We start from the raw sequence: 24,833 nt of genomic DNA on the forward strand, positions 1-24,833 counted from the left end.
GTGAGAAGGAGCTGCGCGGACGACTTGCCAGGCACCAGGCGGAGGGGCTCCCTCCGCCTTTTCATGGCCAGAAACATCAACAAAACCTCATATAGACTCGCATTCATGCAACGCATGTCTTTCGCTGGCGATTGAACGCCTCATTTTCCCGACACCCCACAAGGACGCCCGATCACCATGCGCATCACGCTCTATTTCCTGATCTCGACCCTATGCGAAATCGGCTGGGCCACGGGCCTGAAGGTCGCCGACACTCCCCTGGAATGGGCACTGACGGTGCTGCTGGTCATCATCAGCCTGAGTCTGGTCACCCAGATCGCCAGGACACTGCCCGCCAGCACCACCTACGCCATCTTCGTCGGCCTGGGCACGCTGGGGACGGTGGTGACTGACCTGCTGTTCTTCGAGCTCGAGTTCCAGTGGTCCACGCTGGGCTTCGTGGTGCTGATGCTGATCGGCATCATCGTGCTCAAGACGGCCCCCGGCGCGCCTGCCGATAAGCGGACTCGCGCGAGTGCCACACCACAGACCACCGTCAGTGAATGAGCAGGAGGGATGACATGGATTGGGTCTATCTGATCGCCGCCGGCTGCTGTGAAGTCGTCGGCGTCACCGGTTTCAACCAGTACGCCAATCAGCACCGCCGCATGGGCGTGTTACTGGTCGCACTGGGCTTCAGCGCCTCCTTGAGCCTGCTGTATCTGGCCATGGACACCATCAGCCTGGGCATCGCCTATGCCGTATTCTCCGGCATCGGCACCGTGGTCAGCGCCATCATCGGCGTACTGTTCTGGCGTGAGCACTTCTCGTTTCGCCGCATGGCCTGCATCGGCCTCATCGTGCTGTCGATCGTCGGCCTCAACCTGACAGGCGGACATTGATCATTGCCATTCGTGCAATGACCAATTGCCGTCAGGTGCCTTTTTCTGTCGTCGGCAGTGCACTAGCCTCTCGGGCAACATTCGTGATCATGCCATTCAGGAGTCTTGCCATGAGCCTGTCCTTCTACGCCGTCAGTCACGAGCGCGGCTTCTCTCCCACGCCCCTGCCCATCTGGACGGACAACGGTGACGTGTCTGACCTCTTCGAGACCGAGGCGACACCAGAGGTGGTCCGTCAGGAGGTCGAGGGTGTCCCGGGCGCCTTCCAGCTGCTCAATGTGCTGACGCCTGCCGAGGCCGACAACTTCGTCGCCGCCCTGGAGGCAATGGGCTTCGAGGAGGATGCGCCCGTCTCCCTGCCGCGTTCGGTACGCCACAACCACAACGTCAATTGGGTCGTCAGTGACGCCATCGATCAGGTCATCTGGGCGCGCTCGGCGCCACTGGTGACCGAGCAGATCCAGGGCGAAGGCGCAAAAGGCATCAATGCGCGCTTTCGTGTCTATCGCTACGAGGCCGGCGACTTCTTCAAGCCGCATACCGATGGTGCCTGGCCGGGTAGTCGCGTCATCAATGGCGAGATCGTCCAGGACGCCTATCCGGGCCTGATGAGCCAGTACACCTTCCTCATCTTCCTGAGCGATGGCTATACCGGCGGGCGCACCGAGTTTCTGGTCAGCCGTCGCGACCCCGAAAGGCCTGCCCAGTCACAGGACGACATCCAGACAGTCTCGGTCGCAACGCCCAAGGGTGGCGTGCTGTGCTTCCCGCATGGCTCGCACCCGCAGCACTGCGTGCACGCAGGCGAGCCGATCCGCGATGGTGCCAAGTACATCATCCGCAGCGATATTCTCTATTGATGACCACCTGCCGAGAACCTGCTAGCGACCGGCCAGCCGCTCGCGGCGGGCGAGCAGGAAGTCGACCCAGGCACGCACGCGCGGGTTGTGCTGATTCTCGCGTGCGAAGACGACATGGATGCCAGTGTCGAAATCCGACGACGTGACCTGATGGTCCTCCAGCACCGCCACGAGGCGTCCCTGGTCCAGTTCTTCACGGATGGCCCAGAGCGGTTGCACCACGACACCAGCTCCCTCGAGGGCTGCCTGGGTCAGAATGTCGGCGTTGTTGGTGCGCAACGCGCGTGCTCGCGCCGAGATGCGGTGCTCCCGCTCACCCTGCACCAGCCGCCAGTGATGATTGGCGGTGGTATAGCTGAAGGTCAGCAGGCGGTGCCGCTCCAGGTCCTCAGGCTGACGAATGGGCGGCTGGGCACTGAGATAGGACGGCGCCGCGGCCAGCACGAAACGCTGGTCACTGATGTGCCGTGCGATCAGACTCGAGTCTTCCAGATGGCCGATGCGGATGGCGACATCGAACTGCTCCTCGATCAGATCCACGCGCTGATCACTGCTGACGATATCCAGCGCCACCTCGGGGTAGCACTGCATGAATTCACTCACCAGCGGCGCAAGATAGAGGCGCGAATATCGCCACGGCACCGAGATGCGCAGCGGCCCCGCGACTCGCTCACTCAGCGTCTCGAGCTCATCCGTCAATTGAGCCACCTCGCCCAGGATGGCTCGGAAACGGATCACGGCTCGCTCACCGGCAGGCGAAAGCCGCACATGGCGCGTGGTGCGCACCAGCAACGGCTCGCCCAGCTGTCGCTCCAGATGATTGACGTGACGCGTCGCCGTGGAACTGGCGATCTCCAGCTCACGCGCAGCCGCATTGAAGCTCTGATGCTCCGCCACCTTGAGGAAGGTGCGCAGTCGTTGGGTCAGTTCGTTCATGGCTCTCCACAGTGAATCCGCCTCTCACGTAGACACCGGACCTTGCGCCCGATGGCATTCGCCGATGCCGAGCATAACACCCTCGCCATCCGGGCTTCGCAGCGGCCACTTTCACTTGAGGCGGCTTTGCATATTAGCGGTTGCCTAACGCTTGCCTGCCACGGATACTGTATATAAATACAGCCATGACAGGAGAGCTTTCCATGACCGCATCTGCCCCCCTTGCCACTCACGAGACGTTGGCTCGCCCTCATCCCGCTCCTGCGCCATGTGAGCTGCCATACCCCCACATCACGGGGCGTGCGGGAATTTCCGGCTTTCCGTCACCGGCCGAGGATTACGCTGGCCGGACATTGGATCTCAACGAGCGGCTGATCAAGCGTCCGGCAGCGACCTTCTTCATGACGGTGGCAGGTGACAGCATGGAAGGCTTCGGCATCTACGAGAATGACACCCTGGTCGTGGATCGCTCCATCGACGCCCGCCCCGGACATATCGTGGTGGCGCTGGTCGAGGGCGAGGTGGTGGTCAAGCGCTACGAACTGATCGGCCAGCGGCCGTATCTGTGCTCCGGCAATGCCCTGTATCCGCCGGTGGCCATCGTCGATCTCGAGTGTCAGGTCTGGGGGGTGGTGCGCTCCGTCATCCACGAATACGCGGTATGAGCGCGCCGATGATCGGGCTGGTCGACTGCAACAACTTCTACGCCAGCTGTGAGCGAGTCTTTGATCCGCGCCTGGAAGGCCGCCCCGTGGGGGTGATGTCCAACAATGACGGCTGCGTGATCGCGCGCTCTCAGGAACTCAAGGCGCTGGGCATCGAGATGGGTACCCCGGCCTTCCAGCTGCAATCCCTGGTACGCGAGGGGCGCATCCACCTGCTCTCCTCGAACTATGAGCTGTATGGCGACATGTCGGCGCGCGTGCGCGACGTGCTGGAGGAATACAGCGCGGGGGTCGAACCCTACTCCATCGACGAGATGTTCGTGCGCTTCGATGGCTTTGACCGCAACGCGATGCTGGCGCTGAGTCGTACCCTGCACCGCAATGTGCGCAAGTTCACCGGCATCCCGGTATGTGTCGGCGTGGCCCCCACTCGTACCCTGGCCAAGCTGGCCAACCGTACCGCCAAGAAGCGGCCGGAATTCGGCGGCGTCTGCGTGCTGGAACCTGCCGAAGTCGGCACCCAGCGCCTGCTGGAAGACACACCGCTGGGCGATGTCTGGGGCGTGGGCCATCGCCTGGTCGAACGGCTGGCACTGCAAGGGCTGCATACCGCCTGGGACCTGCGCTGTGCGGACCCGCGCGCCATCGGTCAGCGCTATTCCGTCGTGCTGGAGCGCACCGTGCGCGAGTTGCAAGGCACGCCCTGCTTCGAGATGAACGACCCCGATGATGCCCGTCAGCGCATCATGACCTCACGCTCCTTCGGCCGCATGACCGATGACATGAATGAGCTCAAGGATGCCATTCGCCAGCACGCCCAGCGCGGCGCCGAGAAGCTGCGCCATCAGGGCAGCCAGACACGTGCCGTGCTGGTCTTCCTCAAGAGCAACCGCCACCGCCCGGATCTCCCGCAATACTCGCCCAGCACCATCATCGAACTCCCCGAACCGACCAGCGACAGCCGCGAGATACTCGCCGCCGCCCATCAGGCGCTCGAGCGTATCTATCTGCGCGGCTATCGCTTCATGAAGGCAGGCGTGATGCTGCTGGACCTCATCGACCAGCCCCGAGAGCAGCTCTCGTTGCTCGACAGCGAGGCCGATATCGCCAGACGAGAACGCAACCAGCAGCTGATGGCGACACTGGATGCGATGAATCAGAAGATGGGCCGTGGCACCGTGCGTCTGGGCGTCGCGCGCCCGGATGCCGCCTGGCAGCTGCGCTGCGCGCATCGCAGCTCACGCTATACCACCCGCTGGCAGGAGCTGAAGCGACTGGGGAGCCCCCCTCGGCTCCCTACAACGCCAGGCGCGACGCAAGAAACTCGACAAAGGCACTGATACGGGGCGAGAGCGTGCTGTTGCGGTAGTACACCGCCTGGATCAACTCACGCGGATTGGGCGACTGGACCTGCCCCGGCAGCACTTCTACCAGAGCGCCCGACGCCAGGTCATCGGCGAGCATGAAGCGGGAGATCAGCGCGATGCCGTGGCCGGCCAGGCATAGCTGGCGCATGACTTCACCGCTGGAGGTGGAAAGGTGCGGCGTCGTTTCCAGTTCCCGGGGCGCACCCTTGAGTGGCCAGCGATTCAGGCGACTGGGCGGCAGGAATCCCAGCAGGCGATGCGACGCCAGCGCCGCGACGCTCGTCGGCGTGCCATGTCTTGCCAGATAAGCGGGGCTGGCGACCAGGTGCAGGGTCGAGCGCCCCAGTACCTTGGCGTGCAGGGTCGAATCCTCGAGCTCGCCGATGCGAATGGCGACATCGGTGCGCTGCTCCAGCAGATTGATGATGTCGTCACCCGCCGAAAGCTCCAGGGAAATGCCGGGGTAGCGACGTTCGAACTCTCCCACCAGCGGCACCAGCTGATGCAGGACGAAAGGACTGGCGGCATCGACCCGCAGACGGCCGCTGGGTTGATCACGCTGCTGACGCAAGACGTCTTCGGCCTCGCTCAACTGCTGCAGCCCTTCCCTGATGCGCTCGACGAAAGCACGCCCCTCGTCCGTCAGGGCGACGCTGCGGGTGGTACGAGTCAACAACGGTGTCTCAAGCTCGCTTTCCAGCCGCTGGATGGCCCGTGACACCTTGGCCACGGGCACATCCCGCTGCTTGGCGGCAGCACTGAAACCTCCGCTGTCGACCACCGCCAGCAACCATTCAAGGTCTTGTGAGCGACTGCGCATGATGAAACTTCTCCCAGAAGACGATGGCCCTTGTCAGACCTTGATGACCCCTTGTTCGGCCCGAATCCTTGCAGAAATCGCAATGATCGGCACCTGTCAGGCACTTCTTGCACCACAATCACGCACCGCTTCCAAGCGATCACGCCATGGCCTTCCGTGCTCAGTTCCTGCCTCGCCGGCTCTCGCCGGGGCGCAGCATGCGCACCCGCGCCTTGGGAGTACGACGTGGCAGCATCGGCGGCTCGGGGGGCTGGTCGATCTTCATCGAGGCCTCGAGCTTGCTGAGCCCCACTGAGCCCCCCAGGGTGGTGGCGAATTCGGCATCACCCTGCTCGCGCTGATTGTCTGAGGGCGTGCCCGACGTGCGGGGTTCACCACTCGCTGACAGGTCCGGTGGCGGGATGATGACCCAGGCGAAGGTCGGCAGCGTCAGATTCCAGTAGATGGCCGGAAGTCGAATCATCAATACCATCACGATGGCCGCGCCTGTCGCCCAGGCAAGCGGCATCCCGAGCTCGAGCAGCGCGATATAGAGAATCCCGCCCGCCAGCGACGCCGAGGCGTAGATTTCCTGACGCAGCACCATCGGCACGCGGCGCGCCAGTACATCCCGGATCATGCCGCCTGCCACGCCACTCATGGTGCCCATCACCACGACAACGATGCCGTCTACCCCCATCGTGCGGGCCTTGTGAGCGCCCAGCACGGTGAACAGCGCAAGGCCAAAGGCATCCGTCACGGGCAGAAAGACCCGCGTCAGGCGGTGAATGTAGTGAAAGCCCAATGTCGCCACGCCCACCGTGAGCAGGATCACCCAGAGATAGACCGGCTGCTCGACCCAGAACACCGGCCTGATGCCCAGCACCAGATCACGCAGGGTGCCGCCGCCGATACCGGTCACGGCGCCGAGCACCAGCATGCCGATCGGGTCCATCCGCGAACGACAGGCCACGACGACGCCTGTCAGCGCGAAGATCATCACACCGGCCAGATCCAGCCAGGTTATCCAGTTCATACCCATAGCATCCTCAGACGTCGAAACTGTCATTCATGCGCCACACGCGAGCGTGACGGCCGTTCATTCAGCGGCCAGTCCGCGACGCGCCGTCACGCTGGGTGCCTCACCGAAACGCTGTTGATAGGCACGAGAAAAGTGCGCCAGATGGGTGAATCCCGTGGCAAAGGCCGCCTGGGAGACACTGACCCGACTGTCGGCGAGCACCCGCTGCGCATGATCCAGACGCATGCCGAGATAGCATTGCTTGGGTGTCTCGCCGAATTGCGCCACGAACAGGCGCGTCAGCTGGCGCTGTGACTGCCCCGCGAGCCGGCAGACCACCGGAATGGGCAGGGCCTGGGCAAGATTGGCCTCCATCACCGCCAGCGCCCGCACGACACTGCGCGGCAACGACGAATCGCGCGGAGTCGGGCTCTCCACATTCACGGCCGTGCGCTGGTGCATGATCTGACGTCCCACGGCATCGGCCAGCGAAGGGCCATAGAGCCGCTCGATCCAGGCCAGCATCATGTCGATGCTGGCCGCCCCGCCGGAGCCGGTCAGACGCTCACCCTGCCATTCATAAGGGGCCGAGCTGACGTCCAGCTCAGGAAACTCCTGCTGAAAGGCCGGCACGCTTTCCCAGTGCAACGCCACCGGGTGCCCCGCCAGCACACCGGCCCGCGCCAGGATGAAGGGGGCGGTATCCAGCCCCCCCAGCCAGGCACCATGGGCCGCCAGCCAGCGCAGCACGGCACGCGACTCACTGTCGACACTCGCTTCTGGCTCATAGGACGACACCACCATCAGGCGCATCCGGGCCATGGATGCCGAGGTCTGTTCACACACCGCTTCCGATGCCTGGCGGGGCTCCCCCGTCATCAGCTGATCGAGGCGACCATCGACATCGATACGGACCCCATTGCTGGCCACCACCGCCTCACCATCCGCTGACAACAGCCGCCAGGCGAACAGATCCCGCCCGAAGCGATTGGCGACCCTCAAGGGCTCGAGCAGGCAGAACAGCGTCAACATCGAGAAGCGCGGTACCAGCCAGACATTCAGCGTATTCTCGGCGGCGCCGGGCGCCAGCACGGGTGGTGAGTTCGGCCGCGGGTAGGGATGCGCACCAGTGCTCAAGGGCTTCATGTCCAGCGCGGTCGGGGTATCAGGCATATGGCGATTTTCATCAATCCTTCGGCGGTTTTCATCAAACGATAATGACATTGGGGAAAAGAGACCAGTGACCTGTGCAGAATCGCGGCTTTCGATCGTCTGTCACCTGCCAACATCGCATCGCGTCTGATGACATAACGCATCACTCAAGCCACGCGAGTGATTCCATACGGCATCATAACATCGACCTTGGGCGTAGCGACCTTAGGCGAAAACTCAATAAAAACCCAATTAATTCAGTGGCTTGTAAAGAGCAAGAAACTGGCATGCCATTTGCTATCCATCCTGACAGGAGGCGCCAACCAGCGCCCTTCCCCATGTCATCCAGGACAGGATATCGCCATGAGCATCGCCAGCTTCAAATCCGCCCACCGCCTGATAACGGGCCAACAGGCCTCATCACGCCTCAGTGAAGAAATCCTTCGCCTGGGCATGCGCTGCCCGATGGTGGTCACCGACCCCGGTGTGCTGGGATCGGGTACCCTCAAGCCGATCACGGATCAGCTCGATGTACTGAAGGCCAATGGCCAGCTGACCCATTACCGCATCTTCAGCGAGGTCAGTGCCGAGCCGGAAGTGCACATCGTGGAGGACTGCATGAGCGTCTACCTCGAGGCGCAGTGCGATGGCCTGATCGCGCTGGGCGGCGGCAGCGCCATGGACATCGCCAAATGCGTGGCGGTGTACGCCACCCATGACGGCGATCTGGAAAGCCTGTTCGGGGAAGACAAGGCCCGTGTGCGTGGTGCACCGCTGATCGCGATGCCGACCACGGCAGGCACCGGCTCCGAAGTCACCAACATCGGCATTCTGTCTGACACCGAAGCACGCATGAAGAAAGGTATCGTGAATGACTACCTGCTGCCGGACGTCGCCATCGTCGCCCCGGAGCTGACGGTCAGCTGTCCCCGCCATGTCACTGCCGCCAGCGGCGTCGATGCTCTGGTGCATGCCATCGAGGCCTATCTGTCCAACTTCGCCACGCCCATCACCGATGCGCTGGCCATCAAGGCCATGCGCCTGATCATCAAGGCATTGCCCAAGGCCTATGCCAATCCCGGCAATCTCGAGGCGCGTGAAGCCATGGCCACGGGGAGTCTGCTGGCAGGCATGGCCTTCGGCAATGCGGGGGTCGGGGCGGTCCACGCCCTGGCCTACCCGCTGGGCGGGCGCTACCACCTGCCCCATGGCGTGACCAACGCCCTGCTGCTGCCGCATGTGATGCGCTGGAATGCGCTGGCCTGCGTCGAACGCTTCCGGGATATCGCAGAGGCACTGGATACTGCGCATCATGCACTCAAGGATGAGGCCGCGGCTGAACTGGTCGTCGAGCGCCTGCACCAGCTGTGCCGAGACGTGGACATCCCCAGTGGCCTGCGCCATTTCGACATTTCCGAAAAGGATATTCCTTCGCTTGCGGCAGATGCCGTCAAGGTGGAACGCCTGCTGCGCAACAATCCGCGTCAACTGACCCAGCACGACATCGAGTGCATCTATCGCGCCGCCTGGTGAAGCCCGCCAGGCATGAGCACTGCCCCTTCTCGTGAACACCATCTCCACCCCAGGTGAAGATGAATAACGATAACAACAGGAACGCCATCATGAGCCACTGGAAAACCCGCCAACCCGGAGAGGAAAGCCCCTACTACGCTCTGGGGCCTTTCAAGATTCGCCTGCCCTTCCTGCACTACCGATTCGAGCTGCCCGACTATCTGCAGGGACTTCTGATGTGCGCGGTGGATCTCGCCGCCATCCCGCTGATGACGGAGCTGCTGGGCATGCCGTTTGAAGCCGCCCTGGCCATCGTGATGCTCAACGGGCTGCTGTATCTCGTTCACCATCTGCTGGGCGACCCGGTCATTCCCGGCTGGATCACGCCGGCCATCCCTCTGCTGATGGCCTATGTGGCCACCTTCCCCGAGGGCGAGACGCGGGTGCATGCCCTGATCGCCTTCCAGCTGATGCTCGGGATACTGGCCATCGTGCTCGGGCGAACGGGGCTGGCCAGCAAGGTGGTCAACCTGATTCCCTCGGCCATCAAGGCCGGCATCATCATGGGGGCAGGCCTGGCCGCGATCAGCGTGGTCTTCAAGGAAGGCGGACGCTTCGACACCTATCCCATTACCATCAGCATCGCCGTGGGTCTGGCGTTCTACATCATCTTCTCGCGCCACTTCGCAAGGCTGAAGACCTCGAATCCGTTCTGGGGCAACCTGGGCAAGCTGGGGATCTTCCCGATCATCCTGCTGGCGATCATCGTCGCACCGCTGGTCGGCGAGGCCGCCTGGCCTGACGTGCAGTGGGGCTTCAGTCAGCCGGACTTCGTAACCATGTTCAGCCAGTACACCGTCTTTGGCGTGGGCTTGCCGCCGCTGTCGATGTTCCTGACCGCCCTGCCCACCGTACTGGCCGCCTATATCGTGCTGTTCGGCGATGTCCTGCAATCCAAGGCGCTGGTCGAGGAAGCCGATGAGTCACGGCCTGACGAGAAGATCGACTACGACGCCAACCGTGCCCACATGATCTTCGGTGGCCGCAATACGCTGATGAGCCTGTTCGGTCCGGACGTCACCATGTGCGGGCCGCTGTGGGCCGCCATGCAGGTCGTCGTGGTCGAGCGCTACAAGGAAGGCAAGCAGGCGATGCACTCGCTGTTCGGGGGCTCAGGCTCCTTCCGCTGGGGCACGAATACCGGCCTGCTGTTGCTGCCCATCGTCAGTCTGGTCCAGCCCATTCTGGGGATCGCGCTGGCACTGACCCTGTTGATCCAGGGCTATGTCAGCGTGCGACTGGGGATTCTCGAAGCCCGCAGCCAGCGTGACCTCGGCATTGCCGGCGTGATCGCCGCCGTTCTGGTGATCAAGGGCGCCGCCTGGGCCTTCGGAATCGGGATCGCCCTGTGCCTGTTGATCTACGGCAAGCGCTTCTTCTCGGGGGAAAACGACGAGACCTTCAGCCGCGATCTCGGCAAGGGCGATATCGACGCTCCCGCCAGTGACGTGACGCCAACCGTTTCCACGACATCCTCGCATTGACGTATCGTAACCCCATGGCCCCCCGCCGCCTGAACGCGCGGGGGCTTCTGTCAGGGGAACCCTCAATGCAGAACGTGGAACAGGATCTCAAGCTGGAAGCGGCGCTGGCACTGCTGGAACGTCAGTCACTGGAGGCTGTCGAGGTCATCGACACCCGCGGCGAGGTGATCGGCGTCTTGACGCGCCAGGAAGTGGAATCCGCCGCCGAGCGCAAGGAACGCCTCGCCCGGTCGAATCAGCGCACCCTCGCCGCCGGGCCGGACGGCCCACCGGACACCGCCACGGACCTGCTGGCCGAGGTTCCGGTGCAGCGAGTGCTGGATGCCTTGCACGACGGGGTCTACATCACCGACGCCCTCGGGGTGACCGTGGCCATCAACCAGGCCTATGAGCGCATCACGGGGCTCAAGCGCAGCGATGTGCTGGGCCGGCACATGCAGGAACTGGTGCGCAGAGGCTATATCTCCAAGTCGGTCTCTCTGGAGGTCATCCGGGACGGCAAGCCCGTCACTCTGGTCCAGAGCCTGCACGATGGCCGCAAGATCCTGGTCAGTGGCCTGCCCATGCACGCGCGGGATGGCGCCTTGAGTCACGTCGTCACCAGCGTGCGTGATATCACCGAATTGCTGCGCGCCAAGCATGCCCAGGAGCAGTTGCGACAACTGCACTCTCTGCACGAGACCTACAGCGTCAACGCCGGTACCGACGAGCAGGCACTGGAACTCGTCACCAGCGAGGCCACGGCCGCTTGCTTCGCGCTGGCAGAACGCGTGGCCGCCACCGACGTGAAGGTGTTGATCCAGGGCGAGACGGGCACGGGCAAGACATTGCTGGCCCGCTATCTTCACGAGCACAGCGAGCGCTCTGCCGGTGTGTTTCTGGAACTCAACTGTGCCGCCCTGCCCGAAGGACTGCTGGAGGCGGAACTGTTCGGCTATGCGCCCGGGGCCTTCACCGGTGCCAATGCCCGGGGAAAACAGGGGCTGTTGGATGTGGCCAATGGTGGCACGCTGTTTCTCGACGAGATTGGCGACCTGCCACTCTCGCTGCAGGCCAAGCTGCTGAAGGTCGTCGAGGAGCAACGTTTCATGCCCGTGGGCGGGACCGAGCTCAGGCGGACCAACGTGCGCCTGCTGACCGCGTCACATCATGACCTGGCCGCTCGCGTGAGGGAGGGGCGCTTTCGCGAAGACCTCTATTATCGCCTCAGCGTCGTCCCCATCACGCTGCCCCCGCTTCGCGAGCGCCGTGGTGAGGTCATCCCGCTGCTACGCCACTATCTGGGTCACTTCTGCCAACGCCATGCCCGCGTTCGCCACTTCGATCCCGAGGTGCTGGAACTGCTGGCCTCGCATCAGTGGCCGGGCAACATCCGTGAGCTGATCAACCTGGTCGAGCGACTGGTCGTCACCACCGACCAGACGCTCATCACCACGGACATGCTGCCCGCCGAATGCCTGGGGCCAGGCGGTCTCGCGGCCCCCTCTGCCGCTGCGACGATACCTGCCGGAGTGCGCGAGCACCACGCCACACTCACGCAATGCACCCAGGCTCTGGAGCGGGAACTGATCCACCGGGCGCTCGAGCGACATGTCACGACGCGTGCTGCCGCTTCCTCGCTGGGCATCAATCAATCGACACTGGTCAAGAAGATGCAGAAGTACGCCATCAGGCGTCAGCAGTGACCGGGGTCTCGGGCAGCGAGCGAGGTGACAGCACGCAGCGGTCCCTGCCTCTGGCCTTGGCGTGATAGAGCGCTTCATCCGCCTGATTCAGGATATTCTCGAAGTCGTAATCCTCCCCGCTGCCAGCGGCGGAGACCCCCACGCTGATGGTGACGATCCCCTGCTGCGGATTGCCCGCATGCGGTAGCGCCAGTCCGCTGACATGCTCGCGAATCTCCTCCGCTCGCGCCAGCGCCGCTTGCGGGGAGCACGATGGCAGAAGCACCACGAACTCCTCCCCCCCGAAACGCGCCACGATGTCGACATCGGGGTGCACGCTTTCGAAGATGGCCGTCGCGATGCGCTTGAGGCAGACATCGCCTTTCACGTGACCGTAGTGATCGTTGTAGGCCTTGAACTGATCGACATCGATCATGGCGACGCCGTACTGGAGTCGGCGATCGACCTGCTTGCCGATGAGGGAACTCACCAGGCTGTCGAAGTGGCGGCGGTTGTAGACTTCCGTCAGGGGGTCGATGGAGGCAAGTCGCCGAAACTCTTCATTCTTCTCCGTGAACTCCTCGACCCGCAACTGCTCGCGCAGCAGCAACAGGTAGGAAAGCCGCTCGGCCTTCTCGCTGCGCAGATTGGAGATGATGGAAAACAGCGTGATGGAGAAGAACACCATCAACGCCATGAACCCTGCCGACTCGTAGGGGGCAGGATGGGCGGTGACCAGGTACAGCATCACGCAGAAATGGAAGGCCGACGAACACAGGGCGTACCAGAAACGCAGCTGGAACAGGACATTTCCCACCAGCACGATGAGCCCGAGCGCGAACAGATCCAGAAAGGAATGCGGTGACACTGACAACTGGATCAACAGGGCCGTGAAGATCATCGCGAAGCACACGAGAGCGGTCATCAGCATCTCGCGCAACACCGGCGACACACCGCGCTTGAGCAGGTAGATGCAGAGCAACGCGATGGGCGTCATCACTCCGACCCGGATGATGATGGCTTCCAGCATGTGATCCGGCCGAAAGCGCCAGTCATTGATCAGAAACAGCACATAGATGCTGATCGCCACCGCCCCCATGCAGACAAGCTTGTGACTGCGCTCTGCGTGGATGTCCCGCTCGAACCGCGCCTCGATCTCGTCCGGGAAGTCGATACCCAGCCCGCCGTTGCGGTGTATCTGCCTGTCCACCTGTACCATCAGATCATTCATCCACGCCCCCTCCCTTGAGGACAGTCAATCAATGATCACACTCTATACAAGGCGACACCGGTGAATAAGGCATGAGGACCAAACGTGACAATCGTTCACGCTTGTCAAACGATTGTCCAAATATTCGAGGCCTCGGACATTGCCCCCACGCCCCGGCGGGTGGGACGAGGCGACGGGGTCCCTCCCGTCTCGCTCATCACCCGAGATTCTCCCCCTGCAGGCGACAATCGGCAGTGCGCCCTCAGCGATCGGCAGGCAATGAAAAGCGCCACGGCGCGGCAATCCGGAAGAAGCGCCGCGTGACGGCCTCGTCCACGGGACGCGTGATCAGCGAGACCAGCACGAAGACCGGCAGATTGAGCATCAGGCCCCAGAAACCGGCGTGAATCCCGAGCGGATGCGGCCAGACGATGGTCAACAGCACCGTGACGACAAAGCCGGCGCAGATGCCTGCAAACACCCCGGCGGCCGAGGCACGCGGCCAGAAGAACATGCCGAGAAACGCCGGCAGCACCTGGGAGGCAAAGCCCAGCCCGATCAGCAGAATCATCACCAGATTGCCCGGTTCGATGATGGCCAGCGGCGCGATGATCAGAAACATCACCGGGAAGATCAGCCACCGTGCCCATTGGCCGGCGCGTGCATCACTGAGCTTGAACCCGGGCTGCAGCACATCCCGGCTCAGGCTCAGGGCTACCGAATGGATGAACGGCTCGCTGGAGGACATCGAGGCAGCCAGCGTCCCCGCCCCCAGCAGCCCCACCAGCCAGACCGGCATGTTGGCCATCGCGTACTCCAGCACCACCGTATCGGCACGCTCAAGCTCGGGCAGGCTGAAGATGCCGATGAAACCCACCACCACCAGCGGCAGGATCACCACGTAGTAGGTCGGCAGCCAGCTGGCGCTGCGGCGGATGGTCTGCGCGGAGGAGGCGCTCATCCATTGCGTCCACACCGGTGGCATGAAGGACAGCATCGAGACGATGATCGAGGTGGTCCAGAAGCTGAAGCTCATGTCGCCCCCCGCCCCCGGCAGGCGGAGATACTCGGGATGTGACCGCTCGAGGCGCTCGAACACTCCGCTGAAGCCCCACTCCCCCGTGGCCAGGTGCGCCGCCCACAGGCCGATGACCCATGCCACCACCACCATCAGCACGCCCTGGAAGACATTGGTACGCCCGATGGCGCGCTGACCACTGACGAACAGATACACGGCGATCGCCGCAAGCACCAGCAGCACGCCGGCCCACAGCGGGATACGTCCCCCGCTCATCACCAGCAGGATGTAGGCCGAGCCGATGGTCTGCAGCACCGCATAGGCCACCGAGGCAATCGACATCACCAGCGCCGAGAGCGCGCCGAGTGCGGGGCTCTGATAGCGATCCGCGATCGCGCTTGCCTGGGTGACATGCCCGAACTGCTCACCGAACTTCCACACCTTGGGCCCGAAGTACCAGGCCACCAGCGCCAGATAGGCCAGATAGATCGCGACATAGAAGACCGGCACTCCCTTGCTGTAGGCCCAGCCCGGCGCGCCCATGAAGGTGTAGGCACTCACGCTGCCCGCCGCGATCAACAGATACAGTGTCATCGGCCCCATCGAGCGGCCGGCCACGCCCCACTGCTCCAGCGAATCCATGCGTCGGCCGCCGCGCGCGCCCAAGCCGATCAGCATCGCCAGCGCGATATAGCCCAGGGTCATCATCAGCGGCACGCTGCCCTGCCAGGACGTGAGGGTCAGTGACTCACTCATGTGACGCCCTCTCATCCTCGCGCGGTGCGCCATCCTCCTCATCCGGCAACAGACGATTGCCCAGCAGCATGGCCCCGCTGCAGGCGAAGATGATCAGGTAGCTCCAGAGGATCAACGACGGCATGCCCCACAGCGAGCTCTGCTGATTGACCCAGCCGATCACCGGCCAGATACCCAGCGCGATCAACAGCAGAAAGACCGCCAAGAGACTCCAGCCCCGCCAGCTGGCAGGCATGACGACGCATGGCAGGCGTGACGTGGAGGCAACCTCGCCGGTGTCCGGCGCGGAGGAAGGAGAGGAAGACGACGAGGTGTCAGGCGTAGCCAAGACAAGCTCCGATATGAACAGGGAGTGAATGAAAAATCTCGGCGCGCAGTGTAGCCGCTTGAAGCGCGGCTGGGGAGTTGCCATGAGGGTAAAAGGTCTGACCGCCGGGGATGTCAGTGGTCATGCTCTGACCTCTTCATCCGGTCAGAGTCAGGTCAGAGTCAGGGCAGAGTCCGGTCATGCGGATGCGATGAGTCTCCACCAGCACTGAATGGAGGGCATCGGCTGGCTGTGGTAGCGTTCGCGCGATCTTTCATCAGACAAGACGCATTCAACCGAGGAGCATCGAGAGGTGCTTGATCCCCAGGCCTCCTGTGCAGAAATTCTGCCGAGAGCCACCTCCTGAGACGCCTCGCTCACTTGCAGCGCGCTGAGCGAGCTCTCCCTCATCTACCGACAAGGCATTGGTACCGTGACCCCCATCTTCGAAAAGGACATTCGATATTTCACGCGGCACGAACAGGAATATGTCGCCCCGATCCGCAGACGCAAGCTATATACCGCCTGGAGCCTGGCGCTGGTAGGCATCCTGCTGGTGGGTCTTTCATGCGTATTCCTGATGGCGCCATTGCTCTTCCCGGCGAAGGACAGCCTTCCCTGGCCTGCCGACCTGGTGGTGATCGTCATCGTGTGGGTGGGCCTGTTTCTCATGAGCCTGCCCTACCACGCCCGTCATGGCATGCCACCGACGGCAGGACGGATGACCGGGCAGCTTGAGGAAGTGACATCCTCGACCCCCACTACCCCTCCGGACTCGATCATCGAGGACAGATTTCAAAGACAGGGATGGAAACAGACACATGAAGGCATCAGCTATCACTCCAGCAACCCCAGAAAGATCACCACTCGCCACTACTATCTGGGCAATACCCGCCTGATCTTGCCGCCCGGGGCTGATGACATCGTCCGTCCAGCCCTCGGCGAGGAGATATCCGTCATTGGTGCCCATGTCCCTGACGGCGTATCGCCACCGTTTCGGACTCTCTTCCCGTTCTTGAGACTCGCGCGCCAGGGAAGCCCAGACCACGGCTACATGGTCGTGCTGCAATATGACGACAAGATCGACATCGATGGTGTCCTCGAGAAGTACGGCAAGCACTTCTTCTGGCGGCGCAGGATGAGGAAACCTCTGCTGGCTCTGGTCATGGTGCTTCTGCTCATGCTGCCTTTCCTCTCCTCCCTCATCATCGCCCTCATCGATCACTTCTCCGAGGGGCTGGGTCCCGGGTTGACCTACCCCTGGTGGGCCGCATGTCTCTGCCTGGTGCTGTCCTTCCCGGTGATCTATCTCAAGACCCGAAAGGCGCTGATCGGCAAGAGCGACAGGATCGATTATCAGGAGCAGCTCAAGGGCTGATGGATACACGGCTCAAGAACACGCAGCTCAACACAGCAACGCCGGGCCTCGATGAGGCCCGGCGTTGCTGTTGCAGCAGACTGTCCTGGCTGGCTCAACCGACGATGGCGTTGAGCATCAGCAGCGTGATGATGGAGATGGCCCAGGCGAGTGTCGTCGGCAATGTCAGCACCAGCATCTGATGCTTGGTGCTCTTGACGCCGAGCATGCGATTGACGACCCAGAAATAACTGTCATTGAAGTAGCTGAAGAACATCGCGCCGATACAGGCGGCCTGCGCGGCCAGCACCATGTTGACGTCCGGCATGCCCATCAGGATCGGCGCGGAGATCGAGGCCGCGGTAATCATCGACACCGTGCCGCTCCCCTGGATGAAGCGCACCAGCGTTGCGATGATGAACGGAATCAACAGCGGCTGCAGCCCCAGTGCCGCGACCTGCATGGCGATGTAATCGCCGCCGCCACTGGCACGCAGTACCGAGCCCAGTGCACCACCGGCACCGGTGACCAGCAGGATGATCCCCGCCGTCTCGACGCCCTTTTCCAGATGATCGAAGACTTCCTGTTTGGGGGTCTTCGGCATCAGGCCATAGATGGCGACCAGCACCCCGATGCCCACGGCGATTACCGGGTTGCCGATGAAGGCGATGGTACTGGTGAGCGCATTGCTGGTATCGCCCATCACGGCACTGACCAGCGTATTGAGGAAGATCAGCGCGATGGGCAGGCCGATCGGCATGCAGGACATCAGCAGGGAAGGCAGCTCCGATTCAGGCAGCATGCTGTCGGTGTCATGCTTGACGCTACCTTCGAAACCACCCGGCTGGGCCTCCAGCATCGCCTCGATGCGCGGGCCCATGATACGGGCGTAGATGACGAGTGCGATCAGCGCAGGAGCGGTGATCACCAGGCCCCAGCCGATCATCAGACCGATGTCGACACCGAAGATACCCGCCACGCCCAGCGGGCCCGGGGTCGGTGGCACGCTAGAGTGGGTGATGATCAGGCCAGCCGCCAGCGCGATGCCCAGACCGATCACCGAGCGTCCGCTGTTGCGCGCCAGTGAACGCACCAGCGGGTTGAGGATGACGTAGGCCGAATCACAGAAGATCGGGATGGAGACGATGTAGCCCGTCAGCGCCATCGCGGCCTCTTCCTTGTTCTTGCCCAGCAGATTGAGGATGGCATAGGCCATGCGCTGTCCGGCACCGGTCACCTCCAGCACACGCCCCATCATCACGCCGAAGCCGATCACGAGACCGATGGTGGAAAGCGTCTTGCCAAAGCCGGTGGTGATGGCACTGATGACCTCATTGGGCGGCATGCCACCGATCAACCCCGCCAGCGAGGCGGCGATGATCAAGGCCAGCAAGGCATGCACGCGGGTCTTCAATACCAGATAGATCATGACGAAGATGGCGATACCCAGGCCGATGATGACCTGTGGCCCCGCGACGGCGGCGTCTGTCATGGGTGATGCTCCTGTCGATTGTTATTGTGTGGCGTGCGGTGTCGGCGCTGCCGTCTGGCATGTCACCGATCGTTGTTATTGACGTACGGGTGTGACGAGCAGGTCTGGCGAAGGTGTCTGGCGAGCTCGTCCTGGATGAGATGCCCGAACGCTGGCTAGGCGATGGCGCTCTCGTCGCGATACGCATTGAGAATCTCGTGCAGGTCGGCATCGCCGGCAAAGCCCAGCGCACGCGCCTTGCGGGTGTCAAAGCGCGCCGGCCAACTGCCGACGATGGCGGTGATCCGCGGGTCAGGCTCATGCTTGACGAGGGCCAGCGACTGCTCGCCGGCGATGTCTGCCAGCGCCTTGAGCATCTCGGCGACGCTGACGGTGATGCCCGGCAGCATGAAGCAGCGCGAGAGGCCGAAATCAGCCGCCGGCACTTCCGCGCCCTGAATCAAGGCCGCGACCACGCGACGCGGCGACATCACGAACATCTCAAGCTCGGTCGGTACCGGGCAGATGGCGGTTTCGCCATTGAGCGGTTCGCGCAGGATTGAGGAGGCGAAGCTCGAGGCCGCCGCGTTGGGGCGCCCCGGGCGCACGATGATGGTGGGCAGACGCAGCACGCAGCCATCCACCAGCCCGCGACGGCTGTAATCATTGATCAGCAGTTCCGACATCGCCTTCTGAGTGCCGTAGGAGTTCTGCGGCACCAGGGCAGTCATGTCGCTCAGCGTCTCGGGGAGATCACCGCCATAGGCGGCGACCGAACTGGCCATCACCAGTCGGGTATCGCTCAACCCGTGTGCCGCGCAGCCTTCCAGCAGCAGGCGAGTCGCGTCGAAATTGACGCGCATGCCGAGTGCCAGATCCGCCTCGGCCGCCGAGCTGACCACGGCTGCCAGGTGATAGATCACCGCAGGCTCGCCCGCCAGGCAGCGATCAAGCACCTCGGCATCGGCGATGTCGCCGGCGACGATCTCGACATCCAGCGAGGTGGCCGGTTCGACTGCCAGACATGACGCCGCCTCGGGACGTGGCGCCTCGATCTGATCCAGCAGGGTCAGGCGTGACAATGGCTGGCCGTTCAGGCTGCCCTTGTCGATCAGGGCCTCGGTCAGGCGCTGACCGAGGAATCCGGCGGCGCCGGTAATCATGACGTGCATCGTGTGGACTCCTTGCCAGCCGTCGGCATGACGGCCCATGGCGTGTTGTCGTTGTTGTGGTTGTTGTGGTTGTTGTGGTTGTTGGCGTTATTGGTGTTATCGGCGTTGTTGCTGGCTTGTCTGATGATCAGGCGGTGCCGGACAGGCCGTCGTTGAGCCCGAAAGCCTGTCCCCAGCCGAGGCCTGCGCGCGTCTCACCGCGTGGACGATATTCACAGCCGATCCAGCCGTCGTAGCCCAGGCTTTCCAGCCGGGCGAACAGCGCCGGATAGTGCACTTCCCCCACATCCGGCTCGTGACGGTCCGGCACGCCGGCGATCTGCACATGACCCATGTGTGCGAACTGCGCCTCCAGATTGCGGATCAGGTCCCCCTCGACGATCTGGCAGTGATAGAGATCGAACTGCACCTTGAGGTTGGCGGCGCCGACCCGGGCGAGAATCTCGCGTGCCTGCGCCTGGCCACTCAGATAGAAGCCGGGCATGTCGCGCGGGTTGATCGGTTCGATCAGCAGTGTCTTGCCGACCTTCTCAAGCTCTGCGGCGGCGTAACGCAGGTTGCTGAGGTAGGTCTCGGTGCAACGGGCCCGCATGGCGTCATCCGCCCCCTCCGGCACCAGCCCCGCCATGGCATGCACGCGGGGACAATCGAGTGCCTGGGCATAGCGAATCGCCTCGGCCACCGAGGCCCGAAACTCCTCCTCGCGGCCCGGCAGACAGGTCAGGCCACGCTCACCGGCCTCCCAGTCGCCCGGCGGCAGATTGAACAGCACCTGCGACAGCTGGTGTGCCTCGAGCCTTGCGCGCAGTTCTTCCGGGGAATAGGCATAGGGGAAGAGATATTCGACCCCGCGAAAACCGCTGTCGGCCGCAGCCGCGAAGCGATCAAGAAAGTCATGCTCGGTGAACAGCATGCTGAGATTGGCGGCCAATCGGGTCATGTCAGATCCTTGGATGTCACAGACGAAGAGGTCATCACTCAGGGGCGGCCGAATTTGGCTTCGAGTTCCGCCACCTGTTCCGGGGTCATCCCACGCGGGTTCTTGCCCTGCAGCAGCAGGAACAGCTTGGCGGTTTCCTCAAGCTCCTCGGTGGCATAGACCGCCGCTTCCAGGGTCTTGCCGGCCACCACCGGGCCATGATTGGCCAGCAGCACGGCGCAATGCTTGCCGGCCAGACCACGCACGGCATCGCCCAGCGCGGGATCGCCCGGCATGTAGTAAGGCACCAGCGGCAGCTTGCCGACCCGCATCACGTAATAGGCCGTCAGCGGCGGAATGCACTCGCAGGGATTCACATCCGGCAGGCAGGACACCGCCACCGAGTGGGTCGAATGCAGGTGAACGATGGCACCGGACTGCGGGCGCTCGTCATACATGGCGCGATGCAGGAAGTGCTCCTTGGTCGGGGCATCGCCATCGATCAATACGCCCTGGGCGTCGAGACGCGAGATGCGCGCCGGGTCCAGGCGCCCCAGACAGGCATTGGTCGGCGTCATCAACCAGCCGCCATCCTCCAGCCGCTGGCTGATGTTGCCGCTGGAGCCCATGGTCAGGCCGCGGTCGAACAGTGACTTGCCGTAGGTGGCGATCTGCTCGCGCAACACGTTGATGTCGTGCCGTGACTGACTCATGCGGTCTCCTCGCGAGGATTCATGGCATCGAGGACATCGAATGCCCGGGTAAAGAAGTCTTCGCCGCCGAAGTTGCCGGACTTGAGGGTCAGCGAGAGCATCGCCTCCGGCCGCGAGGGGCCGGCGGCCGGGTGCGGTGCCTGTGTCCACGGCACGCCGGGGTCGATCTGACCGCCGATGCGCAGCTCACGGATGTCGAGTGCCGAGACCACCGCGCCGGAGGTTTCTCCCCCCGCCACCAGCAGGCGACCGACCCCTTCCGCGACCAGCGTGCTGGCCAGACTGGCCAGGGCGCACTCGATGAGTTCACCGGCCTGCTTGACGCCCAGTGACACCTGCGCCGCCTTGACGCCTTCCGGCTCGGCCGAGGCGTAGATCAGAAATGGCCGGGGGGCCGCCGCCGCCAGTTGCTCACGAGCGAAGTCGAGTGCCGCCTCGAAGTGGGCATCGCTCGCGTTGAGCTTGACGGGGTCCAGCGCGAAGGCGGCATGCTGCTGGGTGAAGTGCGCCACCTGCTTGAGCGTCATGCGCGAACAACTGCCGGACAGCACCATCGCGGCGCCCTGCGCCGGGGCCAGCACCGCCGCATCATCGATCTGCGCAAGCCAGCCCTTTCGGCGGTACTGGGCAGGCAAGGCCTGCGCGAGGCCAGAGCCACCGGTGACCAGCGCGTGCTCCACCAGCGCCTCGGCCAATACCTCGAGATCACGCTCGTCGAGACTGTCGCAGACCACATGACGCACTCCTTGAGCCTTCAGCGTGGCAAGTCGCTCACCAGCAGCCTGCGCTCCCTCACTCAGCGTGGCGTGGTTGAGCAGCCCCACGCCATGGGGCGTCTGGCGTGACAGCACGCGCACGATGTCGGCATCGGTCATCGGGTTGAGGGGGTGATGCTGCATGCCGCTGTCATTGAGCAGGCGGTCGCCGACGAACAGATGCCCCTGATAGACACTGCGCCCGTTGATCGGGAACGCCGGCACGAAGGCGGTCTGAGTGCTGTCCAGCGCCTCCAGCAGCGCATCGGCGACCGGGCCGATATTGCCCTCCGGCGTGGAATCGAACGTCGAGCAGTACTTGAAGAACAGCTGGCGCGCGCCCTGGGCTTTCAGCCATTCAAGCGCCGCCAGCGATTCACTGATCGCCTGATCCACCGGGCAGCTACGCGACTTGAGCGCGACCACCACGGCATCTACCTCAGTCAGATCCAGCCCGTTCGCCGCCCCTTCCTGCAGCGCGTCCTGGGGGACCCCGATCACCTGTACGGTGCGCATGCCGGCCCGTACCAGGTTGTTGGCAAGATCCGTCGCGCCGGTGAAGTCATCGGCGATTCCGCCCAGTACGATCGGCATCACTGCGCTCCTTCATCATTGGCGGCCGGCAGGCTGAAGCTGCCGAGACGCTGATAGACCTTGATGACCGCCGAGTCGTCCTCGCGCCCGAAGCCGGCGCCACTGGCGGCGGTGAACTGCTGCAGGGCACTGCCGGCCACCGGCATGGCAAGCTTCAGCTCGCGCCCGGTGCTGTGCACGATGTTCAGGTCCTTGACGAAGATGTCGACAGCCGACAGCGGCGTGTAATCGCCCTTGAGGATGTGCGGCACGCGGTTCTCGAACATCCAGGAATTGCCCGCAGAATGGGTGATGACGTCATACAGGGTGTCGGGGTCGATCCCCATGCTCATGCCCAGCGCCATGGCTTCTGCCGCCGCCGCGATGTGAACGCCGGCGAGATGCTGGTTGACCAGCTTGACGCTCGAGCCCGGGCCGGCGCAGTCGCCCAGCCGATAGACATTGGCTGCCATCGCCGCCAGCACGCGTTCCGCCTTGACGTAAGCCGCTTCACTACCGGAGGACATCACGGACAGCTCACCACTGCGTGCCTTGACGGCGCCGCCGCTGATCGGGGCGTCGAGCAGCTCCAGCTGCATGTCGTTCAGGCGGGTTTCGAGATCACGCGCGAAGCTCGGCGCCACGGTGGCGCACTGGATCACCAGGCTACCCGGCGCGAGTCGCTCGGCCAGCCCCCCCTCACCCTGCGCCCCGAACAGCACCTGCTCGACCTGATCGGCATTCACCACCACCAGCACCACCACCTGACACTCGGCCGCCAGTTCCAGCGGCGAGGCAACGGCGCGGCCACCCGCCGCTTCGAAGGCCTGACAGGCGGCGGGCGAGATATCACAGCCGATCACGTCCAGGCCTGCTTCCAGCATGGCGCGCGCACTGCCCATTCCCATCGCGCCGAGGCCGACAAGGCCGATCACTGGTGAAGTCGTTGCTGCTGTCATCTCGCATCTCCCGCGGAAGCTGTTTCAAGTGATGATCAAGGCGACCTCATGCGGCACACCGATCAGCACTTTACTGAATGTTAGCGCTACCATGTTAGCGCTAACATCATTAATAGATTAGGCTCCAAGCCACGACAAGCGGCAAATGAGAAAACGCGACATATGTCTAATCCACCATCATCTCCCCGCCGCAGCCGCAAGGGTGCCATGCAGCCGACCCTGAATGACGTGGCCCGGGAAGCCGGGGTCTCCTCGATCACCGTCTCGCGCTACTTCAACAGTCCCGACAGCGTGCGCGAAGCGACCCGCCTCAAGGTCGAAGCGGCCATCGAGAAGGTCGGCTACGTGCGCAACATGATTGCCGGCAGCCTGGCCTCGGCCTCCAGTCGCGTGATTCCGGTGATCGTGCCCTCGTTGTCCAACGTGGTGTTCATCGATGTGATCAAGGGCCTGCAGGACGAATTCGAGGCGCACGGCTATCAGCTGCTGCTGGGCAAGACGGATTACGATCTGGCTCGGGAAACCCAGCTGATCCGTACCTTTCTGGGCTGGTCGGCCGCGGGACTGGTGGTGACGGGGCTGCGCCATGACGATGCGACGCGCCAGATACTGGAGAACTGGAATCAGCCGATCGTTGAGATCATGGAGCTGGGGGAAGGCTTGGATCTGAACGTGGGGATGGATCATGTCGCCGCCGGACGCGCCATGACCGAGCACCTGCTGGCACGCGGATATCGCACGATCCACTTCGCCGGTGCCGAGCTCGATCGCGACTATCGCGCAGCGATGCGCTACGCCGGGCACCGTGAGGCGCTGGCCGCCGCCGGCATCGAGGAGGCTCCCCTGCTCGACCTGCCCGTGCGCCAGCAGATGACCAGCGGTGCGCAGGCGCTGGAGCGCATCCGCGAGAGCCACCCTGACTGCGACGCCATTCACTTCGCCAACGATGACATGGCCTGTGGCGCGATTCTCGCCGCCGCGCGGCTTGGGGTACGCATCCCGGAGGATATCGCCATCGCCGGCTTCAATGGCCTGCCCATCGGTGAGCACGTCACCCCGCGTCTCACCACCATCGTCTCACCGCGAGAGCAGATCGGCCGTGTGGCCGCACGCAAGTTGCTGGCACGCATCCAAGGCGAGCCCGTGGGTGAGCTGAGTCACGACCTGGGATTCACGCTGCGGGTCGGCGACAGTACCTGAACACCCCCTGAGCACACACAAG

23 protein-coding genes are annotated in these 24,833 nt (G+C 63.5%); 10 read left to right on the forward strand and 13 right to left on the reverse strand.

The window, feature by feature from the left end; all coding sequences use genetic code 11:
* Positions 1-177: 177 nt before the first annotated feature.
* The 3 genes from QD172_RS02275 to QD172_RS02285 all read left to right on the forward strand — a co-directional run bounded on the left by QD172_RS02275 (position 178) and on the right by QD172_RS02285 (position 1,741).
* Positions 178-546 carry an SMR family transporter gene (locus tag QD172_RS02275; RefSeq protein WP_279854769.1) on the forward strand — a complete coding sequence of 123 codons (369 nt, stop codon included), beginning with the start codon at positions 178-180 and terminating at the stop codon, positions 544-546.
* Between the two features lie 14 nt (positions 547-560).
* Positions 561-881 carry a multidrug efflux SMR transporter gene (locus tag QD172_RS02280; RefSeq protein WP_279854770.1) on the forward strand — a complete coding sequence of 107 codons (321 nt, stop codon included), beginning with the start codon at positions 561-563 and terminating at the stop codon, positions 879-881.
* A 110-nt stretch (positions 882-991) separates the two neighbouring features.
* Entirely contained in the window at positions 992-1,741 is a 750-nt protein-coding gene (locus tag QD172_RS02285; protein WP_279854771.1) for a 2OG-Fe(II) oxygenase, read from the forward strand.
* 21 nt (positions 1,742-1,762) lie between these two features.
* Here QD172_RS02285 and QD172_RS02290 read toward each other — a convergent pair whose 3' ends face one another.
* A complete protein-coding gene (locus QD172_RS02290; RefSeq protein WP_176494115.1) occupies positions 1,763-2,677 on the reverse strand; it encodes a LysR family transcriptional regulator in 915 nt (304 codons plus the stop codon).
* A 203-nt stretch (positions 2,678-2,880) separates the two neighbouring features.
* On the opposite strand from QD172_RS02290, the gene umuD reads away from it, so the two are divergent.
* On the forward strand, positions 2,881-3,342 hold the full coding sequence (gene umuD, locus QD172_RS02295) for a translesion error-prone DNA polymerase V autoproteolytic subunit (RefSeq protein ID WP_176503848.1): 462 nt from the start codon (positions 2,881-2,883) through the stop codon (positions 3,340-3,342).
* Positions 3,343-3,350: 8 nt separating this feature from the next.
* On the forward strand, positions 3,351-4,682 hold the full coding sequence (locus QD172_RS02300; RefSeq protein ID WP_279854889.1) for a Y-family DNA polymerase: 1,332 nt from the start codon (positions 3,351-3,353) through the stop codon (positions 4,680-4,682).
* Here the strand turns inward: QD172_RS02300 and QD172_RS02305 are convergent.
* From QD172_RS02305 to QD172_RS02315, 3 genes are all read right to left on the reverse strand, one after another.
* Positions 4,639-5,529 carry a LysR substrate-binding domain-containing protein gene (locus QD172_RS02305; protein ID WP_084208438.1) on the reverse strand — a complete coding sequence of 297 codons (891 nt, stop codon included), beginning with the start codon at positions 5,527-5,529 and terminating at the stop codon, positions 4,639-4,641. The genes QD172_RS02300 and QD172_RS02305 overlap by 44 nt on opposite strands.
* Positions 5,530-5,689: 160 nt before the next feature.
* Positions 5,690-6,544 carry a trimeric intracellular cation channel family protein gene (locus QD172_RS02310; RefSeq protein ID WP_136939264.1) on the reverse strand — a complete coding sequence of 285 codons (855 nt, stop codon included), beginning with the start codon at positions 6,542-6,544 and terminating at the stop codon, positions 5,690-5,692.
* Positions 6,545-6,607: 63 nt separating this feature from the next.
* On the reverse strand, positions 6,608-7,702 hold the full coding sequence (locus QD172_RS02315; protein ID WP_279854772.1) for a helix-turn-helix domain-containing protein: 1,095 nt from the start codon (positions 7,700-7,702) through the stop codon (positions 6,608-6,610).
* Between the two features lie 342 nt (positions 7,703-8,044).
* Here QD172_RS02315 and QD172_RS02320 point away from each other — a divergent pair, with 342 nt between their 5' ends.
* From QD172_RS02320 to QD172_RS02330, 3 genes are all read left to right on the forward strand, one after another.
* The gene (locus QD172_RS02320; protein ID WP_077371205.1) at positions 8,045-9,214 is read left to right on the forward strand and encodes an iron-containing alcohol dehydrogenase; all 1,170 of its coding nucleotides are present in this window, start codon (positions 8,045-8,047) and stop codon (positions 9,212-9,214) included.
* An 89-nt stretch (positions 9,215-9,303) separates the two neighbouring features.
* Positions 9,304-10,737 carry a hypothetical protein gene (locus QD172_RS02325; protein WP_077371203.1) on the forward strand — a complete coding sequence of 478 codons (1,434 nt, stop codon included), beginning with the start codon at positions 9,304-9,306 and terminating at the stop codon, positions 10,735-10,737.
* Positions 10,738-10,802: 65 nt separating this feature from the next.
* On the forward strand, positions 10,803-12,422 hold the full coding sequence (locus QD172_RS02330) for a sigma 54-interacting transcriptional regulator (protein ID WP_279854773.1): 1,620 nt from the start codon (positions 10,803-10,805) through the stop codon (positions 12,420-12,422).
* Here the strand turns inward: QD172_RS02330 and QD172_RS02335 are convergent.
* The 3 genes from QD172_RS02335 to QD172_RS02345 all read right to left on the reverse strand — a co-directional run bounded on the left by QD172_RS02335 (position 12,406) and on the right by QD172_RS02345 (position 15,713).
* Positions 12,406-13,632: a GGDEF domain-containing protein gene (locus tag QD172_RS02335; protein WP_279854774.1), complete on the reverse strand. Its 1,227-nt coding sequence runs from the start codon at positions 13,630-13,632 to the stop codon at positions 12,406-12,408. The genes QD172_RS02330 and QD172_RS02335 overlap by 17 nt on opposite strands.
* 241 nt (positions 13,633-13,873) lie before the next feature.
* Complete coding sequence (locus tag QD172_RS02340; RefSeq protein WP_279854775.1) at positions 13,874-15,385, reverse strand: sodium:solute symporter family protein; 1,512 nt, start codon at positions 15,383-15,385, stop codon at positions 13,874-13,876.
* A complete protein-coding gene (locus QD172_RS02345) occupies positions 15,378-15,713 on the reverse strand; it encodes a hypothetical protein (protein ID WP_240499702.1) in 336 nt (111 codons plus the stop codon). The genes QD172_RS02340 and QD172_RS02345 overlap by 8 nt, the downstream gene beginning before the upstream one ends.
* Positions 15,714-16,125: 412 nt before the next feature.
* On the opposite strand from QD172_RS02345, the gene QD172_RS02350 reads away from it, so the two are divergent.
* On the forward strand, positions 16,126-17,070 hold the full coding sequence (locus QD172_RS02350; protein ID WP_084208432.1) for a hypothetical protein: 945 nt from the start codon (positions 16,126-16,128) through the stop codon (positions 17,068-17,070).
* 94 nt (positions 17,071-17,164) lie between these two features.
* Here QD172_RS02350 and QD172_RS02355 read toward each other — a convergent pair whose 3' ends face one another.
* The 6 genes from QD172_RS02355 to ltnD all read right to left on the reverse strand — a co-directional run bounded on the left by QD172_RS02355 (position 17,165) and on the right by ltnD (position 23,611).
* Positions 17,165-18,541 carry a gluconate:H+ symporter gene (locus QD172_RS02355; RefSeq protein WP_077371191.1) on the reverse strand — a complete coding sequence of 459 codons (1,377 nt, stop codon included), beginning with the start codon at positions 18,539-18,541 and terminating at the stop codon, positions 17,165-17,167.
* Positions 18,542-18,696: 155 nt separating this feature from the next.
* The gene (gene denD, locus QD172_RS02360; protein ID WP_279854777.1) at positions 18,697-19,692 is read right to left on the reverse strand and encodes a D-erythronate dehydrogenase; all 996 of its coding nucleotides are present in this window, start codon (positions 19,690-19,692) and stop codon (positions 18,697-18,699) included.
* Between the two features lie 127 nt (positions 19,693-19,819).
* Positions 19,820-20,632, reverse strand: a complete 813-nt coding sequence (gene otnI, locus QD172_RS02365; RefSeq protein ID WP_279854778.1) for a 2-oxo-tetronate isomerase — start codon at positions 20,630-20,632, stop codon at positions 19,820-19,822.
* A 38-nt stretch (positions 20,633-20,670) separates the two neighbouring features.
* A complete protein-coding gene (gene otnC, locus QD172_RS02370) occupies positions 20,671-21,324 on the reverse strand; it encodes a 3-oxo-tetronate 4-phosphate decarboxylase (protein WP_084208428.1) in 654 nt (217 codons plus the stop codon).
* A complete protein-coding gene (gene otnK, locus QD172_RS02375) occupies positions 21,321-22,673 on the reverse strand; it encodes a 3-oxo-tetronate kinase (RefSeq protein WP_279854779.1) in 1,353 nt (450 codons plus the stop codon). The genes otnC and otnK overlap by 4 nt, the downstream gene beginning before the upstream one ends.
* Complete coding sequence (gene ltnD, locus QD172_RS02380; RefSeq protein WP_279854781.1) at positions 22,673-23,611, reverse strand: L-threonate dehydrogenase; 939 nt, start codon at positions 23,609-23,611, stop codon at positions 22,673-22,675. The genes otnK and ltnD overlap by 1 nt, the downstream gene beginning before the upstream one ends.
* Positions 23,612-23,773: 162 nt before the next feature.
* Between ltnD and QD172_RS02385 the strand changes: the two genes are divergently transcribed.
* Complete coding sequence (locus QD172_RS02385; RefSeq protein ID WP_279854782.1) at positions 23,774-24,811, forward strand: LacI family DNA-binding transcriptional regulator; 1,038 nt, start codon at positions 23,774-23,776, stop codon at positions 24,809-24,811.
* Positions 24,812-24,833 lie beyond the last annotated feature (22 nt).

Source organism: Cobetia sp. 10Alg 146 (assembly GCF_029846385.1).
In the GTDB taxonomy this organism is placed as follows: Bacteria; Pseudomonadota; Gammaproteobacteria; order Pseudomonadales; family Halomonadaceae; genus Cobetia; species Cobetia marina.

What these genes read in the sequence shown, in the direction of transcription:
- QD172_RS02320 (WP_077371205.1), top strand. Translation starts at nt 8,045, where the DNA reads ATGAGCATCGCCAGCTTCAAATCCGCCCACCGCCTGATAACGGGCCAA.
- QD172_RS02385 (WP_279854782.1), top strand. Translation starts at nt 23,774, where the DNA reads ATGTCTAATCCACCATCATCTCCCCGCCGCAGCCGCAAGGGTGCCATG.
- QD172_RS02285 (WP_279854771.1), top strand. Translation starts at nt 992, where the DNA reads ATGAGCCTGTCCTTCTACGCCGTCAGTCACGAGCGCGGCTTCTCTCCC.
- QD172_RS02300 (WP_279854889.1), top strand. Translation starts at nt 3,351, where the DNA reads ATGATCGGGCTGGTCGACTGCAACAACTTCTACGCCAGCTGTGAGCGA.
- otnI (WP_279854778.1), bottom strand. Translation starts at nt 20,632, where the DNA reads ATGACCCGATTGGCCGCCAATCTCAGCATGCTGTTCACCGAGCATGAC.
- QD172_RS02355 (WP_077371191.1), bottom strand. Translation starts at nt 18,541, where the DNA reads ATGACAGACGCCGCCGTCGCGGGGCCACAGGTCATCATCGGCCTGGGT.
- QD172_RS02315 (WP_279854772.1), bottom strand. Translation starts at nt 7,702, where the DNA reads ATGCCTGATACCCCGACCGCGCTGGACATGAAGCCCTTGAGCACTGGT.
- QD172_RS02305 (WP_084208438.1), bottom strand. Translation starts at nt 5,529, where the DNA reads ATGCGCAGTCGCTCACAAGACCTTGAATGGTTGCTGGCGGTGGTCGAC.
- QD172_RS02330 (WP_279854773.1), top strand. Translation starts at nt 10,803, where the DNA reads ATGCAGAACGTGGAACAGGATCTCAAGCTGGAAGCGGCGCTGGCACTG.
- QD172_RS02290 (WP_176494115.1), bottom strand. Translation starts at nt 2,677, where the DNA reads ATGAACGAACTGACCCAACGACTGCGCACCTTCCTCAAGGTGGCGGAG.
- ltnD (WP_279854781.1), bottom strand. Translation starts at nt 23,611, where the DNA reads ATGACAGCAGCAACGACTTCACCAGTGATCGGCCTTGTCGGCCTCGGC.
- otnC (WP_084208428.1), bottom strand. Translation starts at nt 21,324, where the DNA reads ATGAGTCAGTCACGGCACGACATCAACGTGTTGCGCGAGCAGATCGCC.
- denD (WP_279854777.1), bottom strand. Translation starts at nt 19,692, where the DNA reads ATGCACGTCATGATTACCGGCGCCGCCGGATTCCTCGGTCAGCGCCTG.
- QD172_RS02335 (WP_279854774.1), bottom strand. Translation starts at nt 13,632, where the DNA reads ATGAATGATCTGATGGTACAGGTGGACAGGCAGATACACCGCAACGGC.
- QD172_RS02325 (WP_077371203.1), top strand. Translation starts at nt 9,304, where the DNA reads ATGAGCCACTGGAAAACCCGCCAACCCGGAGAGGAAAGCCCCTACTAC.
- QD172_RS02280 (WP_279854770.1), top strand. Translation starts at nt 561, where the DNA reads ATGGATTGGGTCTATCTGATCGCCGCCGGCTGCTGTGAAGTCGTCGGC.
- QD172_RS02340 (WP_279854775.1), bottom strand. Translation starts at nt 15,385, where the DNA reads ATGAGTGAGTCACTGACCCTCACGTCCTGGCAGGGCAGCGTGCCGCTG.
- QD172_RS02275 (WP_279854769.1), top strand. Translation starts at nt 178, where the DNA reads ATGCGCATCACGCTCTATTTCCTGATCTCGACCCTATGCGAAATCGGC.
- otnK (WP_279854779.1), bottom strand. Translation starts at nt 22,673, where the DNA reads ATGCCGATCGTACTGGGCGGAATCGCCGATGACTTCACCGGCGCGACG.
- QD172_RS02310 (WP_136939264.1), bottom strand. Translation starts at nt 6,544, where the DNA reads ATGAACTGGATAACCTGGCTGGATCTGGCCGGTGTGATGATCTTCGCG.
- umuD (WP_176503848.1), top strand. Translation starts at nt 2,881, where the DNA reads ATGACCGCATCTGCCCCCCTTGCCACTCACGAGACGTTGGCTCGCCCT.